The sequence below is a fragment of the Corynebacterium matruchotii genome, from assembly GCF_011612265.2.
In the GTDB taxonomy this organism is placed as follows: Bacteria; Actinomycetota; Actinomycetes; order Mycobacteriales; family Mycobacteriaceae; genus Corynebacterium; species Corynebacterium matruchotii.
Window position 1 is genome coordinate 337,354 of the sequence record NZ_CP050134.2, and the last position, 18,908, is coordinate 356,261.

Sequence of the window (18,908 nt, forward strand, 5' to 3'; positions counted from 1 at the left end):
GCTATGCAAAACCAATATCTTACGCTATTTCGGCCCCGAATGTGAACCAAACTGCGGTCGACGAAATGCGCGGTAGAACGTGATCTTCGGCGGGCGACGCAGCTTCCGGGCCGCCCACTCACCCAACACCACACCGGACGCCAACGCGGCCGCCACCGACAGCGCCACCGCCATATTGGCGAACCCCACCAACAGCTGATTATTCAGCGCCGCATACATGCCCCGATACAACGCCAGCCCCGGCAGCATGGGGGTGATACCGGCGACCGCGGTGAGCAGCGGCGGAATGAGAAACCGCCGGGCCAGCAGGCCGCCACCGAACCCAATAGTGGTGGCGGCAATCGCGGCCGACGTGATATGCGACATGCCCAACACCAGCATGGATACGTAAAACATGCTGGTGCCAACCGCTGCCGTGGCCCCCGCAACAAACACCGACGACAGTTCCGCATAGCAGGCAATAGCGAAGCTTATCGACGCCGCGGCCCCGGCCATAATCCCCACCAGGGCCATGGTCGTGGTCGGCTGGTGCAGCGGCTCCAAGGGGGGTAGGGAAATCCCCAACCACCCCGACGCCTGAATCCCCGCACCCACCCCGGCCACAATCGCGCTGGTCAGCAGGAACGTTTCAAAGAACCGGGCGCTCGCCGTCACCGGTGCCCCGGTAATACCATCCTGCAACGACTGCACCAACGATAGGTTCGCCAACATCACCACAATGCCGGCCGCAATAATATGCGACGGGGTCACATTATCCGGCGACCAGGAATATGCGACAGCAGCCAACAAGGTGGCGATAAACCCACCAAACACATTATGAAAAAACGGCGGCAGCTTCTGCCGGCGCAACACCGCATCCATACCAATGATGACCACCCCAATGAGAAACGACACCACCGCCGGCAACCAACCCCCACCAATCATGACCGACACCAATGCGGCCAACCCACCCCACCCCACCAGGGAAGTCTTAAACCCATAGGATGCCGGCGACCGATACAGGCCATCCAAAATCTTCGTGGCAATATCCGGGGATGTGGCGCCCGCCTGAATAGACCGAATAAGCCGGTCCACCTCGCTCAACTTCGAAAAATCCGTCCGCATATTCGACACCACCCGAAACACGCTGACGGGAAGCTTCCGCTCCACACCAATGGTGGTGAACACGGTAATGGTATTCAGCGTGATATCCACATGCATATAGTGCAAACCATAAGCAGAGGCCACCGCATGAACCTGCACCACAGTATCCCGGTTTGAGGTGCCAGAAGCCAATAAAATATCACCAACCCGTGCAGCCAAATCCATGACACCGGCAACCTGGGCGGGATCGGTCAAATCCACCGGGGCTAATGGTGATGGGGGTGGCGCGGCCTTGGCCGCGTCAATCGTGGCAATGCGGCCCCCACCCGTAGCCAGACGGCGCAGTACAGTAAAAACCGAGCTCACAGCAGGATTACCACCATTCCATTATCGTCATTACCTCAAGCGTAATGCATGAATACGGATTGAACGATGATAGCGCCTCATAGCCTTATTGTCCGCCACATTGGATTACCGGCAAAGTTTTAGTACTATTCACCTCGTGCCAGTTTTCATTCTCGGCATGTGCTGGAGTGGCGCAATTGGTAGCGCAACGGTCTTGTAAACCGTAGGTTGTGGGTTCAAGTCCCATCTCCAGCTCCACTGAAGAAAATTGATAGGCCACCCGTGTTTTCACATACGGGTGGCCTTCATCTCTTCACAGAGCATCCAAATAAATGGCGTGTGAATTGATGACCGCGTTGCCTCCACTCTAGCGGCCACATCACGCCGGGACCAATGATATTTATCATGAATATGCGCATTGCTCATGGGGCCACGAGAAGAACCGGCTGCATGTTTGCTGAGCTGGGGTTCTGGTGGGTGGACAGCAGAAAAAGCTGGGGTTAGCTACAAACTAGAGCTCAGCGAATGTGCTGAGCTTGATGTTCTCGATCCAGCGTGGGTGAACCGGTACCACCAAACCTCAAACCCCAGCGCAGCACTACAAAACCGGTCAAAATTGAATCACGGGCCACCTGCATCGGCGGACAGGTGACCCGTGGTTCTCCACAATGGAAAGCGGTCGATTCCTCATTGTAGAAGCCCTATAACACCCGAACAATGATATTTATCATGATGTTTAGACCAGATTCTGCGAGATTACGGTCGCATGCTTTCGCGGAAATACCCAGAACCTGGACCAGGACCCGAACCTGCCCGGGAAATAACCGAGAGGAGAACACAAAAATGATTGACGGCATCTATGATGTTGCATTCCGTTATACCCGGGATGCCAGATGGGAAGCATATGCGCTCTCACATTCAGCCTACGGCTTCGGCGATACCCTGGCGGAAGCCCGGAAAGACATCACCGAGGCGCTCGCCCTGCTAGTGGAACAACCCGAAAACCGCATACGCCTCAACGAGTACCATGAGCGACTCATCTCTGCCGCTGACGAGCATCACGCCGATGTGTGGCTCCGCGTCCACCACGATGCAGATCCCAACTGTGCACTCTCGCGCCGGGAGATTGTTGGCAAGCTCCAGAACGAACCCGACGCATGGGGCAGTTTCGATAACGGCTTGTCACTCAACGGTGACATCATCGTGCTGGCATGCCTGCCCGACGATATACTCGGTGACGTTTTCGCACAGGTGGCCAGCGCCCACCGACTCTACCTGGCTGTTCCCTACCCCAATCGGCTTTGTCTGCGGCGTATGCATACCAATGAGGCCACCGGCCGGACACCGGAATCCGAAATCAACATCGCATCCTTCAACCTGGGCGCAGGCTCCACCGTCGATGACTTCATTCGAGTAACAAGCGCCGACCACAACCACGATGCTACCCGCGAGGAATACCTAGTGGCCTAGCCCGGCGACCTCCCGCCCCTCACCGCCGGCATGTCGGCGGCCGCAGCGCGCTCATAACAAACAGGTTGCCGAATGCGAGATACGCAATCCCGAGCAGCGGATTGCTGGGAAGCAGGTTGCTGCCCGCGGCTATCCATATCCCCGCCGCGGCAAAAAATATCGCAAACGCCCAACCCAGGAAGCGAGAAGCAGTCATGCGCCACCACGGTCGGGGCGCATTCCCCTCGGCCATGGTGCGAAACCTCCTGCTTACAACGTAAAGAGCCACAAGCCAAACGATGCCCACGACAGTGTACTTGGCCACTTCACTCATGTCGGTTCGCGGGGTCAGCATGAGCGAAACGCCCACAGCCAGCAACATCGTGGCAAAAATCATTATTGCCTTTAGGAAATTGGAATAAATATAGGTTCTCCCCAATTGCATGGTGTCACCTCGTCGATAGTCATGGGGTTATAACGATAATGCTAAGCGCATCGCGTTAGTGGTCAGAGTTCGACCCTGACACCGGCCGGCATTCGAACTCACGTACTATGACAGTTGATGCCTATGACCCCCACGACAATGACCCTCAAACCCACGGTGCCAGTTCGCCTTACCCTCATCATCCCGGGCGTTGCCATCATCGCTGCCCTCGTCGCCTACTTCCACTGGACACCGCCCACCATCGTCGCCGCCTTGGCCGCGCTCGCGCTTATCGGATGGGCGGCGTGGGGCTGCACCGTTCGGATCACCGTCGACGACACCACGGTATCGCTGGTGGCACCCCTATGGTCGCGGGAAATCCCCCTCGAAAGCATCGAATCCGTGCAGGTCATCCCCGACGGCGGTCACAACCGCGGGTGGGTGAATTGGATCGTCACCAAGTCGCGCGCCGGGGTGCGCATCAACGCTGGCGGCACTGCGGCGGTAGTCATCGCCGCGCGTGCTGAAACCTACACAATCGTGTGCCCCACGCCCGAACAGGCGAGGTTATGCGCTCAGCTTTTCGACGCCTAAAAAGGGGGAAAATCTAACCCTAATGGGTGAAGCGAATTGCTAATAATCATTACTTTTATGGTGAATATAATATGTCAGACAATGCTGAAATGGTATGAGGGGGTAAAAATAGTCACCCCTGATACAAATGATTCTAAGAGGATCATTGCCTGATTTTTTCCATAGGTAAGAGAAAAGTCATTCACCAGCGGTAGTTAGCGAATTGTTATGTTGCGGTTAGTATTTGTTATTGATTTGCAACGTTTATGTAAAAGCGTGTCACCATCAAGGAAAAGAGCTGGTTATCTAAGATATTGGCCTGAGGCTCTGTGAGAAAGGTTTGATATTACCTGTGGTATTAATGGGGAAGAATATAGGCTGTATGCTGGGATATTCTCACCTCTTACACCCCCATCATTTACCCCCTATTTACATTCTTTTTAAATTTGATACCGTCAGCATGAGTCTGAAATATTCATTTTTCTTTTCATTTTCGCAGGAATGCTTTATGAAAGAATTTTCATCTTTCCAGGAACGGTTTATGAGTAAAAAAATTGCGCTGGCTTTTGCCGCATCGTGCCTGACCGCTGTCGCAGCGGTCGTTCCGGTAGCTGCATCGGCTCAGGACTTGGGTTCCCTGACGGACCTATCCAGCTTGTCGGTATCCCTGTTTGATGGCCCCCAGAAACAGCCGTCGCCAAGCCCGAGTGCCGCCCCGTCGACCAGTGCAAGCGCTGCGCCGTCGACGTCAACTACCGCGCCCTCAGAACCCGCACCGGTCGTGCCCGAGCCGACAGTACCGCCGCGTCAGGTCAGTGAGAAAACCGACTACGATGCCCAGGTGGGGGCATTCCGCAAGTACTTGATGGGGCCGGCGGGGAAGCAAACTTTCAATGTGAGTATCGCCACTGGCGAGAACGCTTCCGGCTACCTCTTGGTTGCGGGTAACCACTATAACCGGATCGTCGCGGGCCAGGGTTACACTCCATCGGGTCGGGAGGACACCGCAAACCTGGATAAGCTGGTCAAGCAGCATAATTGCGACGCCGATGATAACGCTTGCGGCACCAAATTGCAGCAGGACATCGCCAAGAATTTCACCAATTTTAAGGGTTTCGCCGAGAAGTCTGTGGCGCTGGCGGTGGCAAACTACTACGGTTACCGGACGCAAGACTAGACGTAAGGAGTCGCATTACAAGCGTAAGGATTGATACTTTAGAATTTCCTTCCCACTCATAATCCCCATCGCACGCAAAGGTGCGGCGGGGATTATGGGGTTTTCAGGTATTGGTCAATCCGTTATTTCTTGTGGTTATATGTAGCAAATCACGGGATAATATTGGCGTATTTTAGGGCTGGTCTTAGTAATCGTCTGGCTTGTGTTAATGAAGAAGTCTAATGTTACTCATGTGATTATTTAGCGATGGTGCGAAAAAGGTCTCAAAAATATTTCGCTTCCGTATTCTGGCAGCATAATGGGGTCGACCATCCCACCAAGGTGGCCGACACACCCCATAACGGCCGTCATTTAACGAACTTTTCAGGCATGATCGAATACATGCAGCCCGTCGAATTCGAACAACGCAAAAAAGAAATCCTCCGCCTCTTAGAAGAACAAGAACGCCTATTTGAAGCCGAAAAACACCGCATCGAAACGGAATTTGCAGAAAAGACCAAAAAGCTAGAAGAAAGCCACCAACAAATCGAGGCCATACAACAAACCATTACCGAGGCCCAAGAACGCGGGGAATCCCTCGACGTGGTGCTCGCCGAAAAACCCGAGCCCATGGTGGTGCCCGAGGAATTCACCGAACTCCACGAGGCCCTGACCCACAAACACGCTAGTTAAACACCCCGGACCGTCGCCCCAAAATTCGATATAGCCGCATGTATTTCCCCAGCCCCCGAGGGCGACGAATCTTCCGGGCGATCCACTCCCCAAACACCACCCCAGCCGACAACGCCATTGCCGTCGACATGGCAATCGTCAGATTGCTCAACCCCACCGTCAATTGGTGATGCAGCATCCCATACATGCCCCGATAAATCGCCAACCCAGGCAGCAGGGGAGTCACCCCGGCAATCGCCACAATCAGGGGAGGCACCTGATAGCGGCGGGCCAAAAGCCCGCCAATGAGCCCGATCAACGTGGCGGTCAACGCCATCGCCATCACGTCGTCAAGCACCGTGGGCAGCAACATGAAATAAAACACGCTCGACCCCACGAGCGCCGTCAACCCCGACACCCCAACCGACAACCAGTCGGCGTAACACGCCCGAGCGAACGCGGCGGACGCCACCGCACCGCCCAGCACTCGAATCGTGGCGCTGGCCAGGTTCGGGGCTGCAATAGTTTCCATCGGTGGCAGCGGCACATGCAACAGCACCGACACCTCGATGCCGATCGCCACCCCGGCAACCACCCCGCCCGTAATCAGCATCGTGTCGAAAAACCGGGCGTTCCCCGTCACCGGTGCAAACGACACCCCATTATGAATCGCCTGCACCAGCGTCAACCCCGCCAATAGCGCGATAATGGACGTGGCAATCACCATGCTCGGCCGCAACAATAACCCCACCATGAGCCCGGCGTGATACACGGCAGACGCAAACACCGCCGCACAGAACCCACCCGCCACATTCTGGAAAAACAGCGGCAATCCCCGCCGACCCAACACCGCCGCTAACCAAATCACCAGGCCAGATGCCACCGTCGACGTCGTGGCCGCCCACACGTCACCGCCGAGGAGCAGGGTCACCGCGCCACCCAACACCATCCAACTGCACACCACTCCCACCAGCCCCAACGAGGGCGGCGCTGTGATAATGGCATTCAGTCGCGCCTGCGCGTCGACAAGCGAAGCCCGGCCCGAAAGAATATCCCGAATCAGTGTGTCTACCCGGCGTAGCCGCAGAAAATCCTGCACCGGTGCCGGCATCACCCGCACCACCGTCACCGGATTCCGGCGCGAATCGGCCACATAGCTGAATAATCGGATGCGCGTGTACGTCAGATCCACGTGGCAGTGAAACAGCCCATACGCCTCGGTCACCGCCACCACCTGGTTTTTCGCGTCGAAATTCGTGGTCCCCGCCGCAATCAGCACCTGGCCGATGCCCGCCGCGACCCCCAGCACCGCCGACACCTGCTCGTGGCTGGTTAAATCGACCGGTGCAATGGGTGCGAGTGGCGGGCTGGTCGCCACGTCAACCGTCGCCTGCGGCATCGCTTTTCGACGCCCAAACATGCGCTGCTCCTTACGCTTCGACCTTGGTCGGCTCCTTGACCTTCACCAATACTAGGGCCCCGGCTAAGAGGATGACCGCGATCCCGAAAATGCCCGCCCGGTCCCCACCGAAAAGCATGCTGAACAGGGAGAATGCCGCGGGGGCCATCCAGCTGACGGCCCGGCCGGTGGTTGCGTATAGGCCGAACATTTGCCCCTCATAGCCGGGTGGGGCCATGCGGGACAGGAACGTTCGTGACGATGATTGTGCCGGGCCCACGAAGAGTGTCAAAATCAGCCCGTAGATCCAGAAGTTTGTGGGGCCGGATACAAAATAGAGGATAAAGCACATGGCGATCATGGAGACCAGCGACACCATAATGACCGGTTTCGGCCCGAAAATATCGTCGAAGTAGCCGCACACCACCGCGCCGAGGGCCGAAATCAGGTTGGCGGCGATCCCGAAGATGAGGACGTCGCCGGCGTCGAGCCCGTACACCGAGACCGCTAGGATGGCGCCAAAGGTGAACACCCCGGCCAGGCCGTCCCGGAAGATTGCCGAGGAGATGAGGAAGAAGACCGAGGACCGGTCTTTGCGCCACAGTCGCCGGAGGGTGTGCCATAGTTCCTTATAGGATTCGACAAAACCATCCGAACCTATGTTCGGATTTGGTGCTATTTCCGGCACCCGGAACATGACCGGCAACCCAAAGACGAGAAACCATAGGGCGGACATGATGGCCACCAGGCGCACATTCAGGCCACCCTCCGTGGAGATGTGCAGGTAGCCGCCGTCGTCGGCGATGAACCCGAAGTAACAGATGAGCAGCAGGAAAATGCCGCCAAAATAGCCCAGGGCCCAACCAAAACCGCTCACCCGGCCAACATTTTTTTCGGTGGATACCTGGTTGAGCATGGCGAAATAGCTCACCTCGCCCAACTCGTAGGTCACGGATCCTATGGCCAGGATGGTGATTCCCAGCCAGAAATAGATGGGGTCGTCGTTGCGGATGAAATACAACGACAGCATGATGATGATGGTGATGAGCGTCCACACCCGGACGCTTCGGCGTCGGGTGCCGCGGGCGTCGGATCGTTGACCAATGACCGGTGCCAGCAGGGCGATAAACATGCCGCCAATGCCAATGGCGATGGCTAACCAGGTGGTGGGGGTGAATCTAGAGTCGATGGTTTTTCCCACGGAATCCGTCAGGTAGACGGAGAACACGAAGGTAATGAGCACGGCATTAAATGCCGCCGACCCTAAATCCCAGAGGCTCCACAACACCACCGTGGTTTTGTCGGTGCGCTGTCCGGTGAAGTTAGTTGTCATGAAAGACACTTTACCCAGGATCGGGGTGAAACAACATGAGTGCTTGCTGAGTCAATTGTTGCCGCTGCTGAGGTGATAGGGAAAACCCGTTGATATGATCGTGAACCCATAGGCCGTCCGCGATGATTTGTAGCAGGTAGTGGTCGGAGTCGTCCGGTGAGGCGCTCCATCGGGCCATGACGTCGAGCCAGGGTTGGAGCATTTCCGGGTTGTCGGCGGCGTCCAGAGTCATGCGTAAGTCCGCCAGGGTGGCAGATTGCGACATGACCAGGAAACTTGCGCGGATTCGTTCCCGCTCGCCTACCTCGTGCGCGGGCCCGCCCGCCAGCTCCACCATTTTTTCTTCCCATTGCGCGGCCAGAAACCGGTTGATTTCGAGCAGTAATGTTTGCCGGGATGGGAAATAGTAGATGAGCCCCGACTTGCTCAGGCCCGATTCCGCCGCCAGCGACTCGTAGGTGAGGGCGGCGAGTCCCTGCTTTTCGACGATCGTCATCGCCGACCGTAGTACATGTTCTTTTTTACTCGTGCGCATAGTCGGTTTCTTTCGGATTATTGTGGAGGAGCCATGCCGTGATGCCGGCAACCGTGGCCGAAACGGCCGCCACTACCAGCATGACCAGGGTGAACCCGGAGTTGAATGCGGCGTAGGCGGCGTCGAAAAGCTGCGGGTTGGCCAGGCCGGATTCAAAGCTGTCGGCAACCTGGGCGGGGGCGAACCAGGAATAAAATAATTGCATCAACGAACCTAAAACCGCCACCGATAGGAGCGTTCCGAACTCATAGGATACTTCTTCCATTGCGGAGGCCATGCCGGAGTAGCGTGGATGGGCGGAGCCGATGATGGCGGTCGAGGACACGGACATGACCAGGCCGGCGCCGGCGCCCGCGGCAATGAGGCTGCCAATGAACAGCCCGAGGGAATCAGTGCCAATCGCCCACATGCAGAGGGCGGCGCCGGCGGCGATAATGGCGAAGCCGCCACTGATGAGGGGTCGGAACCCGATTCTGCTGAGCATGATGCCGCCCAGGACCGAGGTGGGGATCGCGGCGATGGCCCCGGCCGCGGTGACGAGTCCGGCCGCCAGGGGTGTGAATCCTTCGCCCAGCTGGAATCGTTGGGTGGTCAGCAGTTCGGTTCCTGACAGGGCAAACATGGCAAACCCCGCGCTGAGGACGCCGGCGGTGAATACCTTGTTCTGAAACACCGTGAGCACCAGGAGGGGTTCGGCGAGGAATCGTTGCCGGCGGGCAAACAGCCAGCCGCCGCCGATGAGGGCTGCGGTGGCGCCGCCGATGATCCCCAGGTCGATGGGGGAGTGGGTGGCCTCTTTGATTATCATGACCAGGCCCATCATGGCCACCATGGCCCAAAACGATGAGAGGAAATCCCATTGTCGCTCGGGGTTGGGCGCGTTGGGGGGTGCGATGGTTGTGGTGCCGATGACGGCAATAATCACCACGGGAAGGTTGATGAGGAACACGGAGCCCCACCAAAAATGTTCCAGGAGGAGTCCGCCGATGACCGGCCCGGAGGCGGCGCCCAGGGTGGCGGTGGCGCCCCAAATCCCGATGGCGGTGTTGCGTTCTTGCACGTTGGTGAAGGTGGTACGCAGCAGCGACAGGGTGGCGGGCATCATGGTGGCGGCGCCAATGCCGAAGAGGGCTCGGGCGGCGATGAGGATTTCAGGGTTGGGGGCGAAGGCGGCCACGAGTGCGGCAACGCCGAAAATACTGAGGCCGATTTCGAACATTCGGCGATGACCGATCTTATCCCCCAGGGTTCCGGTGCCGAGCAGGAGGCCGGACAGGACCAGGGGATACATGTTGATGATCCACAGTGCTTCCAGGCTGGTGGTGTGCAGGCTGGTTTTCAGTGTTGGGAGCGCGGTGTACAGGATGGAGTTATCGACGCCGATCATAAACAGGCCAAGGGAGATAACCCCAAGGAAGACCCATCGGGTGGAATTTTTGTTGGTGGTGGCCACATCCATGAGCCGTAACTATACCGAACGTACGTTACAGTTATCAAACTCACAGAACGATATGGTGATAGTAAATCAAAGTGCGAATTAGGCGTCAGTAAGGAACAATGAACCGTATGAAAGAAAACTCCACCAAAGTGCTCGTTGTCGACGATGAGCCCAACATTGTCGAATTACTCACCGTCAGCCTCAAATTCCAGGGTTTTGAGGTCGCCACCGCCACCTCTGGCCTGCAGGCGCTTGAAGTCGCCCCCGAGTTTAAGCCCGACGCCTTCATCCTTGACGTCATGATGCCCGGCATGGATGGTTTCGAACTTCTCCCCAAGCTGCGTGCCCTAGGATTCGAAGGCCCGGTCCTGTTCCTCACCGCCAAGGACGCAGTGGAACATCGCATTCACGGCTTGACCATTGGTGCCGACGATTACGTGACCAAGCCGTTCTCCCTGGAAGAGGTGATTACCCGCCTCCGGGTGATTCTGCGGCGCGGCGCCCAGGTTGCCGAGGAAGTCGAGGACGATAATGTGCTTACCTACGACGATTTGGTGCTGAACGACGACACCCACGAGGTCACCAAGGGCGGCACCGTGGTGGAATTATCCCCCACCGAATTCAACCTCCTGCGCTATCTCATGCTGAACGCGGAGGTGGTGCTGTCGAAACCCAAGATCCTCGATAACGTGTGGCACTACGATTTCGGCGGCGACGGCAATGTGGTGGAATCGTACATCTCCTACCTGCGTCGCAAAATCGACACCGGTGATGTGCCCCTGATTCACACCGTGCGTGGTGTGGGCTATGTGCTGCGGAAACCACGGGTATAACAGTATTTCAAGGAACGATCTGGCATGACACAAGAACTCCAAGAAACGCCGCAAGAATCGCAACAACCGCGAGAGCCGCAGCCGGAGTCGTCGCAAAGTAAGAAAAAAGCAAAGAAGGGCGGGCGGGCCCAGCGGGGACAACGAATGGGCATACCGCTGCGAGTTTCCCTGCTTTTTGTCACCGTCATCGTTGCCGGTGTCGGGCTGCTAGCCAGTGCCGTCGCCATCCAACAAGCCATGTATGAGGTGGCGTTTTCGCGGGTTGACGAGGACTTGGAGTGGGGGTTGAAAGGGTGGGCGCGCAACGAACAACTGTACCAATACGACGATCGGTATGTGAGCGTTCTACCCTCGGATTTTTTCGTTTACCGGCTCTATAAAGAAGGCGAATATCGGGTACAAAACGGCTATAAAGAGGTTTCGTTGCCCGCCATGCGGGAAATACAATTCGACGGCAAAGCCCACACCGTCAAATCGCAGGATGGGCAAACCGACTGGCGGGTACTCGCCGGCACCTATGAGGACTCCATCATTGTTATCGGCAAGCAGGTCCGCAACGAACAAATCCTGCTGAATAAGCTCGTGGCCGGCCAAATCCGCATCGGCATCGCCGTGCTATTCCTGATCGGAGTGCTGGGCTACTTCGTGATCCGACGCACCCTGGGGCCCCTGCGGAAAGTGGAGGAAACCGCCAAGGCCATTGCCAACGGCGACCTGGATCGCCGCGCCCCCGTGCTGCCGGAAAACACCGAGGTTGGTGCCCTTTCTCATTCCATGAACGTGATGCTGGAGCAGCTTCAGGCATCCATCGTGGAACTGCAATCCAAGGAAACCCAAATGCGGCGCTTCCTAGGTGACGCCTCGCACGAGTTACGCACCCCACTGACCAGCGTCAAAGGGTACGCGGAACTATACCGGTCAGGTGCCACCACCGACGCCACCATGGTGATGAAAAAGATAGAGGAAGAGGCCGCCCGCATGAGCTTACTGGTGGAAGACCTGCTCAGCCTCACCCGCAGCGAAGAAGCCCGATTCGACGAAGCCCCGGTAGACATGCTGGCCCTGGGATTGTCAGTGGTGGGGTCGCTTCGGGCCGCCTACCCGGAGCGCAGCATCGAGGTGGATGCCAAGGCGACCGACATGCCCATGGTGATGGGGGACACGGCCCGGCTGCACCAGGTGCTCACCAACCTTATTGTCAACAGTCTCAAACACGGTGGCGAGGAAGCTAAAGCGCGATTGAGTATCGACACGGATGATAACCACGTCATACTGGAGGTTTCCGACGACGGCGTGGGGGTACAGGAAGCCGACCTGCCACACATTTTCGAACGCTTCTACCGGGCGGACACGTCCCGAACCCGGGCGACCGGTGGCTCCGGGTTGGGGCTGGCGATTGTGAAAACTATCGTGGAGGCCCACCAGGGCGCCATTAGCGTCGAAAGCACTGTTGGCGAAGGCACCTCGTTCCGCATTGTGCTGCCAAAACTAGCCTCCTAGATGGTCCCGGTGCCCAGCGGCGCAGGGGTGCAGGCGGTGGGTCAGGTTAGGCGGACTCGGCGGGGTTCGTCTTGGCGAGCTCGGCGCGCAGCGCGCTGGCGGCCGCATCCATCTTCGCCGGGTCGGTGTCATTCATGCCGATGACCTTCGAGAAGTCATAGTCGCTCATCTTGCTGGTGGGGAACACGTGAATATGGGTGTGAGGCACATCAAACCCGGCGATGATATACCCCGCCCGTGGCGCATCAAACACCTTGATGATCGCCTGACCGACACGCTGCGCCACGGCATTGAGCTTCGCCCACACCTCCGGCGGCAGGTCCGTCCACCTATCCACCTCCTGCACCGGCACCACCAGGGTGTGCCCATAAGCCAACGGTTCGATAGTGAGAAACGCCACAATATCGTCGTCGCGGTACACAAACCGGCCGGGGATCTCACCACGAATGATCTTGCTGAAAATACTAGACATGGTTTCCCAGCTTACCGGCACCCGGCGGGCATGCGTCGCACACATATGCCGATCCATAACGGCCTGAACAGCATCCTTTACAATAATGAACCATGCGCATTCTAGTACTTGGTTCGGGCGCCCGCGAACACGCCCTAGTGTTAAGCCTGTTTCACGATCCCGCCGTCGACGATATTCACGTTGCCCCCGGTAACGTCGGCATGAAACCACTGGCCACACTCCACAGCGAGGTCACCCGCATCGACGATCCGGACACCGTGGTGGCGTTGGCGCGCGACATTGCCGCTGACCTGGTGGTCATTGGCCCGGAAATTCCCCTGGTGGCGGGGGTTGCCGATGCGCTGCGATCCGCAGGGTTTCTGGTGTTCGGGCCCAATAAGGCAGCTGCCCGCATCGAGGGCTCCAAGGCATTCGCCAAGGATGTCATGGCCGCGGCCGGGGTGCGAACCGCCCGCAGCGAACAGCTGACCAGCGAGCTTTCCGACAGTGAGATCGAATCCGCCCTGGACCGCTTCGGCCCGCACTATGTGGTCAAGGACGATGGACTGGCCGGTGGCAAAGGAGTGGTGGTTACCGACGACCGCACCGCGGCCCGGGCACACGTGGATGCGGTCCTGGCGGCGGGCAACCCCGTGCTTTTGGAGTCATTCCTGACTGGCCCCGAAGTGTCCCTGTTTTGTTTAGTCGATGGGGAAACTGTGGTTCCCTTAATCCCCGCTCAGGATCACAAACGGGTAGGAGACGGCGACCAAGGCCCCAATACGGGTGGGATGGGGGCGTACTGCCCGCTGCCCTGGCTGCCGGCCGATGGGGTGCGCCGAATTGTGGACGAGGTGTGTGTGCCGGTGGCAAAAGAACTTGTGCGGCGGGGGTGCGCCTATTCCGGTCTGTTGTATGCCGGGTTGGCTTGGGGGCCGGACGGTCCCGCGGTGGTGGAATTCAACTGCCGCTTCGGCGACCCTGAAACCCAGGCGGTCTTGGCGCTGCTCAAAACCCCACTTGGCGAGGTCCTGCATGCCGTGGCGGCGGGGACACTGGCCGACCTGCCGCCACTGGAATGGTACGACGAGTATGCGGTCACCGTGGTGTTGGCCGCCGAAGGCTACCCAGAGCACCCCCATTTAGGTGAGGTGATTACGGGTGCGTCAGACAAGAGTGCGGTTCGGCATGCCGGAACCGCCTATAACGAGGCGGGGGAGCTGGTTTCTGCCGGCGGCCGGGTGCTCAACGTGATTGGCACGGGGGCAACGCTTGCCGACGCTCGGGATGCGGCGTACTCGGTCTTGTCCGAAATTACCCTCCCTGGTGGCCACTACCGAAGCGACATTGCCCTGCCGGCAGTCCTGGGTAATATTTCAGTCTAAAAACAGCGATTTAAGCCGCCCTGAATTTTCGGGGCGGTTTTCTTATTTTATTTATTTTTTGATGACACGCACAATATTCACGTCCTTTGCGGATTTAGTGTTACGATTTTTCCGGAGGAGAAAGATTTGCAACTATTGTAAAATACAAATAACAAACTAAGAAGGCTATCAGGTTTCAACCCGTACGGGGTGAACCGAAATTGCCCCCGTTGACAGGAAACATAAGCTGTTCTTTTCCGATTTATGCAGGAAGAACGGGTTGTATTCGCCTGTAAAACTTTATGTTAAGCAGCTTAATTGCTAATTAAGAATGCCCCGGGTTGTTGTTGACACCAATATGCCTTGTTAGACTTTTTCCGAAGGATTTACTTGGGCGGTAAAACACGTGTTTCCGCTTAAAAACAGGGAAGGAATTGCATATGTACAAACCTGTATCTATGCGGAGGACAGCAACTGCATTGGTAGCTGGTGTTGCGGTCTTCTTTAGTGGTTTGGTAGCTACCCCGGCATACGCACAAAATGCCACCGACAACGCCAATATCACCATCACCGAACTCAAGGTCACGAACGACGCCCAGAATGGCGCCGACGAGACCCTGACCGTATGGGATAACGCCACCTTCAACGCCAAGTGGAAGGCAGAAAATGGGGTTAAGAACGGTGAGAAGTTCACCGTTAAGTACCCGGCAGAATTCCAGGTCTATGCATCACAAGACTTCAAGCTGGTGGACAAGAACGGCACCGACGGCGGTGACTGCAAGGTTGTCTCGGATGAGCAAACCATCGAATGTACCTTTAACAAGGAGTTCGAGGGCCGCGACAACGTTGAAGGCACCCTGACCACCCAGCTGCAGGCCAAGCAAACCCGCGATAGCCGCGACGTTGAGCTGGAGGTCAACCACAAGCAAACTACCACCGGCGCTAAGCTGCCCGGCAAGGGTGTCGGTATTGGTGAATCTCACAACCGTCTGCCCAAAGACATCACCAAGTTCGGGTGGTACACCATCCAGGGCGACGAGGGCTACTGGGTCATCAACATGCCCGGCAAGGACCTGGCCGAATCCAACCAGGAAACCATCCACGTTGAAGACGAGCTGACCGGCTATGGCCACCAGTACAAGAACTGCAAGGTCGACTTCAACGAGTATGCTGCTACTGACAGCGGCAACGACTACAGCATCGACAAGCAAATTGCCGACCACGATAGCCAGGTGAAGAACCTCAATTGCAGCGGCACCAAGATCAGCTTCGACCTGAAGCGTCCTGCTGGTGGCTGGAAGGCCGACAGCTACTACCGTGCTTCCTACAAGTCGCAGACCGCCGATGGCAATATCGCCCCGGCCGGGGAGAAGACCATCAACAAGGCAAACGTCCTGGGCAAGGAAGTCACTTCCACCATCCAGCGTGACCAGTACAGCTCCGGCACCATTCAGGGTGTGAAGCGTCAGTCCTTCGAGGTCAAGAAGACCCTGACCGAACAAAGCCCCACCAGCAAGGTGCCGACCGACACCAAGTTCACCATTCAGGCTGCCTATAAGGCCAACGGCAAGGACGAAACCGAAAAGATCGAGGTTGGCCTGGACGGCACCCCGGTTTCGGGCAAGAAGGAACTTCCAGTTGGGACCGAAGTGACCCTCTCCGAAATCGAAATGCCGAACGTGGACGGCGTGACCTGGGGTGAGCCCAAGTTCACCGCCACCGACAACGGTGATGCCGGCAACGTGACCGTTGCCCCCGACGGCAAGTCCGCAGTGGTCAAGATCAAGGACGGCGGCAACGTTGGCGTGACCGTGACCAACACCATTTCCTCGGTTACCCCACCTCCGCCCACCAATGGTGGCGGCAACGGCGGCGGTAATGGCGGTGGCAACGGTGGCGGTACCGGTGGCGGCAACAGCAAGGGCAAGTCCGACTCTGGTTCCCTGAAGGACTCCGGTTCCTCCGGCGGCCTGCTCGGCGCCCTCCTGGGCGGATCCTCGCTGCTCAGCGGCTCCTCCTCCGACAAGAGCGGTGAAAACGGCTCCGCTAACGGTTCCTCCGGTGGCGCAGCAGCATCCCAGAGCGGTGGCGCTGCAGCATCCCAGAGCGCTGGTGCTGGGGCAAGCGGTGGTGCCGCAGCCTCCAAGAGCAAGGACAGCTCCGTAGCCGGCTCCCTCGGCGGTGCTGACAAGAGCAAGGAGAATGGTTCCCTCGGCGGTGCCCTTGGTGGCTCCGACAAGAGCAAGAGCAGCGAAAGCGGCTCCCTCGCAACCGGCTCCGTGTCCTCCCTGCTGAACGGCTCCTCCAACTCCGGCCTGGGCAAGTGGGCTTTCCTCCTGCTGCTCGTGCCCGTGCTGGCCGGTGGCCTCGCCCTGCTGCTCGGCGCAATCCCGGGTATGGCTTCGCCGTTCCAGGCTCTGCAACAGCGCCCGAAGGACAGCAACACCCAAAACAAGGGTCCGAACAAGGACAATAACACCAAGGGTCAGGGTCCGAAGCAGGACAGCGACACCAAGGGTAAGACTCCTAACGACAAGGCCCTGGATCAGGGTGGCCCGAACCAAGGCAAGAACCTCGGCGAGAAGTAATACTCAATAAGTAATACCTCTTGACGCTGATCTTCCAGCACTAAAACCCCCGGTGGCTAAAACGCCCCGGGGGTTTTAGCATGGGGTAATGAGTTTTATTAGTGAGCGCAGCGCCACCGTCGCCCCATTCCGCGTCATGAAAATCCTTGGGGCTGCCCACAAGCGTGACGATGCGCTGGTGCTCTGCGTCGGCCAGCCCGCCACCAGCGCCCCCACCCCAGTGATCCGCAGCGCCCACCACTGGCTTGATGCCCACACCCTGGGCTATACGCCGACGCTTGGCATCCCGGAGCTGCGGCAGAAAATCGCCGAATACCACAACGCCAACCCGGATAATGTGGTGGTCACCACCGGTTCCTCCGGGGCCTTTGTCGCCCTGTTTCTCGCGGTCCTCGACCCGGGCGATACCATCGTCATGACCCGGCCCGGTTACCCCGCCTACCGCAATACCCTGGCGGCCCTCGGCGCTCACATCATCGACCTGCCCTGTGGGCCAGACACCCGCTTCCAGCCCACCGTCGACAAGCTTGCACACATACAGCCCACCCCCAGGGCGGTCATTGTGACCAGCCCCGACAACCCCACCGGCACGATCATCGACCTGGAGGAGCTGCGCCGCATTGCCGGCTGGTGCGAGGAGGTTGGATGCCTGCTCATTTCCGACGAAATCTACCACGGCATTTCCTACGGTCGGCCCTGCGCGTCCGCCCGCGACTATTCCCACCGTGCCGTCACCGTCGGCAGCCTTTCGAAATATTTTTCGATGACCGGGTGGCGGCTTGGTTGGCTCATCGTTCCCGATGATCTGGTTGAACCGCTGGAAAACCTCGAAGCCAATCTTGCGCTCTGCCCACCCGCGATCTCCCAATACGCCGCCCTGGAGGCCTTCACCCCGGAGTCGCGCGTTGAGCTTGACGCCCATGTCGCCGACTATGCGCGGGCCCGTGACGTGCTGCTACAGGAACTACCCAGCATGGGCTTGGGGAACTTTGCCCCACCGGATGGTGGTTTTTACCTCTATATTGATATCTCCCACCTCACCGATGATTCAGAACAATGGTGCGACCAGCTACTGCATGACACCGGTGTGGCCATCGCCCCGGGGTGGACTTCGACCCCATTGATGGTCACAAATACGTTCGAGTTAGTTTTTGTGTATCCCTGGAAACTATTCGGGCGGCGTGCGACCGGCTTCGACAATGGCTAGGGTAGCCGCAACCGTAGCGTCGTCAAGCCACGGTGGAATGGGCTGGCCAATATAACGCCGCACCAGCGAATAGGGGCACCAATAGATGGCCAGAGTCATGCGTTCGACCAGTTCCGGCGACGTGGTGCCGTAAAACTCTTGGGTGAGGTCGCGACACTTCGCCCACGCCGAATCGTTGATGTGGAGCACCTCGTTCCGTAGCTCCACCGGTGCGGTAGCAATAAGATCCGCATGCCGGAACAGGGTCATGACCTGCGCATCAATGGGATGATTGCGGCAAAATTGGGGAATGTGACGGCTGGTGGCGGCAATGTCGGGCGCGGCCAGCAGCCCCACATGAAACCGCCGGATTGCCCGCAGCCACAATCGGATGAGTAAATGATCGCGGGACGGAAACCTATGGTAGATCGAACCGGTAGGCGCCCCCACCTCGGTGGAGATCTGCGCGATGGTGACTTTTCCCCCATGCTTTTCGACGGCTCGCGCCGCGCCGTCGAGAATACTATCTTCGGTGAACCGCACTGGTCTTGCCATGGTTCATAAGTGTAGCTACCCTGG

At 58.1% G+C, this 18,908-nt stretch carries 16 protein-coding genes, 1 tRNA gene and 1 pseudogene; 10 read left to right on the forward strand and 8 right to left on the reverse strand.

All coding sequences use genetic code 11. The annotated features are described in order from the left end of the window. Window positions 1-24: 24 nt before the first annotated feature. A complete protein-coding gene (gene thrE, locus HBA49_RS01475; RefSeq protein ID WP_005525292.1) occupies window positions 25-1,449 on the reverse strand; it encodes a threonine/serine exporter ThrE in 1,425 nt (474 codons plus the stop codon). A 161-nt stretch (window positions 1,450-1,610) separates the two neighbouring features. Between thrE and HBA49_RS01480 the strand changes: the two genes are divergently transcribed. Next, window positions 1,611-1,686 (forward strand) — tRNA-Thr (locus tag HBA49_RS01480). Between the two features lie 585 nt (window positions 1,687-2,271). Further along, window positions 2,272-2,898 (forward strand): hypothetical protein, encoded by a 627-nt coding sequence (locus HBA49_RS01485; RefSeq protein WP_005525280.1) that lies wholly within the window; start codon window positions 2,272-2,274, stop codon window positions 2,896-2,898. Window positions 2,899-2,917: 19 nt separating this feature from the next. Here the strand turns inward: HBA49_RS01485 and HBA49_RS01490 are convergent, their stop codons facing one another. Then, window positions 2,918-3,094 carry a hypothetical protein gene (locus tag HBA49_RS01490; protein WP_155808085.1) on the reverse strand — a complete coding sequence of 59 codons (177 nt, stop codon included), beginning with the start codon at window positions 3,092-3,094 and terminating at the stop codon, window positions 2,918-2,920. A 351-nt stretch (window positions 3,095-3,445) separates the two neighbouring features. Here HBA49_RS01490 and HBA49_RS01495 point away from each other — a divergent pair, with 351 nt between their 5' ends. From HBA49_RS01495 to HBA49_RS01505, 3 genes are all read left to right on the forward strand, one after another. Further along, window positions 3,446-3,895 carry a hypothetical protein gene (locus HBA49_RS01495; protein ID WP_005524798.1) on the forward strand — a complete coding sequence of 150 codons (450 nt, stop codon included), beginning with the start codon at window positions 3,446-3,448 and terminating at the stop codon, window positions 3,893-3,895. Between the two features lie 520 nt (window positions 3,896-4,415). Beyond that, entirely contained in the window at window positions 4,416-5,051 is a 636-nt protein-coding gene (locus HBA49_RS01500; RefSeq protein ID WP_126299253.1) for a hypothetical protein, read from the forward strand. 246 nt (window positions 5,052-5,297) lie between these two features. Beyond that, window positions 5,298-5,723, forward strand: a complete 426-nt coding sequence (locus HBA49_RS01505) for a hypothetical protein (RefSeq protein WP_040431729.1) — start codon at window positions 5,298-5,300, stop codon at window positions 5,721-5,723. Here HBA49_RS01505 and HBA49_RS01510 read toward each other — a convergent pair. The 4 genes from HBA49_RS01510 to HBA49_RS01525 are packed head-to-tail and all read right to left on the reverse strand — an operon-like array spanning window position 5,716 to window position 10,428. Further along, the gene (locus tag HBA49_RS01510; RefSeq protein ID WP_005524813.1) at window positions 5,716-7,122 is read right to left on the reverse strand and encodes a threonine/serine exporter family protein; all 1,407 of its coding nucleotides are present in this window, start codon (window positions 7,120-7,122) and stop codon (window positions 5,716-5,718) included. The two genes, HBA49_RS01505 and HBA49_RS01510, sit on opposite strands and share 8 nt — an antisense overlap. Window positions 7,123-7,132: 10 nt before the next feature. Beyond that, window positions 7,133-8,434, reverse strand: coding sequence for an MFS transporter (locus HBA49_RS01515; protein ID WP_005522191.1), 1,302 nt, complete (start codon window positions 8,432-8,434; stop codon window positions 7,133-7,135). A gap of 10 nt (window positions 8,435-8,444) precedes the next feature. Further along, complete coding sequence (locus HBA49_RS01520; RefSeq protein ID WP_005524876.1) at window positions 8,445-8,969, reverse strand: TetR/AcrR family transcriptional regulator; 525 nt, start codon at window positions 8,967-8,969, stop codon at window positions 8,445-8,447. Then, entirely contained in the window at window positions 8,956-10,428 is a 1,473-nt protein-coding gene (locus tag HBA49_RS01525) for an MFS transporter (protein ID WP_005524862.1), read from the reverse strand. The genes HBA49_RS01520 and HBA49_RS01525 overlap by 14 nt, the downstream gene beginning before the upstream one ends. 107 nt (window positions 10,429-10,535) lie before the next feature. Between HBA49_RS01525 and HBA49_RS01530 the strand changes: the two genes are divergently transcribed. After that, window positions 10,536-11,240: a response regulator transcription factor gene (locus HBA49_RS01530; RefSeq protein WP_005522194.1), complete on the forward strand. Its 705-nt coding sequence runs from the start codon at window positions 10,536-10,538 to the stop codon at window positions 11,238-11,240. A 24-nt stretch (window positions 11,241-11,264) separates the two neighbouring features. Then, on the forward strand, window positions 11,265-12,740 hold the full coding sequence (locus HBA49_RS01535; protein WP_005525247.1) for a sensor histidine kinase: 1,476 nt from the start codon (window positions 11,265-11,267) through the stop codon (window positions 12,738-12,740). Window positions 12,741-12,786: 46 nt separating this feature from the next. On the opposite strand, the gene HBA49_RS01540 is transcribed toward HBA49_RS01535, so the two are convergent. Beyond that, on the reverse strand, window positions 12,787-13,212 hold the full coding sequence (locus HBA49_RS01540) for an HIT family protein (protein ID WP_040431809.1): 426 nt from the start codon (window positions 13,210-13,212) through the stop codon (window positions 12,787-12,789). 92 nt (window positions 13,213-13,304) lie between these two features. Here HBA49_RS01540 and purD point away from each other — a divergent pair, with 92 nt between their 5' ends. From purD to HBA49_RS01555, 3 genes and pseudogenes are all read left to right on the forward strand, one after another. After that, window positions 13,305-14,576 carry a phosphoribosylamine--glycine ligase gene (purD, locus tag HBA49_RS01545; RefSeq protein WP_005525085.1) on the forward strand — a complete coding sequence of 424 codons (1,272 nt, stop codon included), beginning with the start codon at window positions 13,305-13,307 and terminating at the stop codon, window positions 14,574-14,576. A gap of 419 nt (window positions 14,577-14,995) precedes the next feature. Continuing rightward, a complete protein-coding gene (locus HBA49_RS01550; RefSeq protein WP_225866126.1) occupies window positions 14,996-17,143 on the forward strand; it encodes an Ig-like domain-containing protein in 2,148 nt (715 codons plus the stop codon). Between the two features lie 88 nt (window positions 17,144-17,231). Then, a pseudogene (locus tag HBA49_RS01555) lies at window positions 17,232-18,355 on the forward strand (pyridoxal phosphate-dependent aminotransferase). Here the strand turns inward: HBA49_RS01555 and HBA49_RS01560 are convergent. After that, a complete protein-coding gene (locus HBA49_RS01560) occupies window positions 18,312-18,884 on the reverse strand; it encodes a TetR/AcrR family transcriptional regulator (protein WP_040431732.1) in 573 nt (190 codons plus the stop codon). The pseudogene HBA49_RS01555 and the gene HBA49_RS01560 sit on opposite strands and share 44 nt — an antisense overlap. Between the last annotated feature and the right edge of the window lie 24 nt (window positions 18,885-18,908).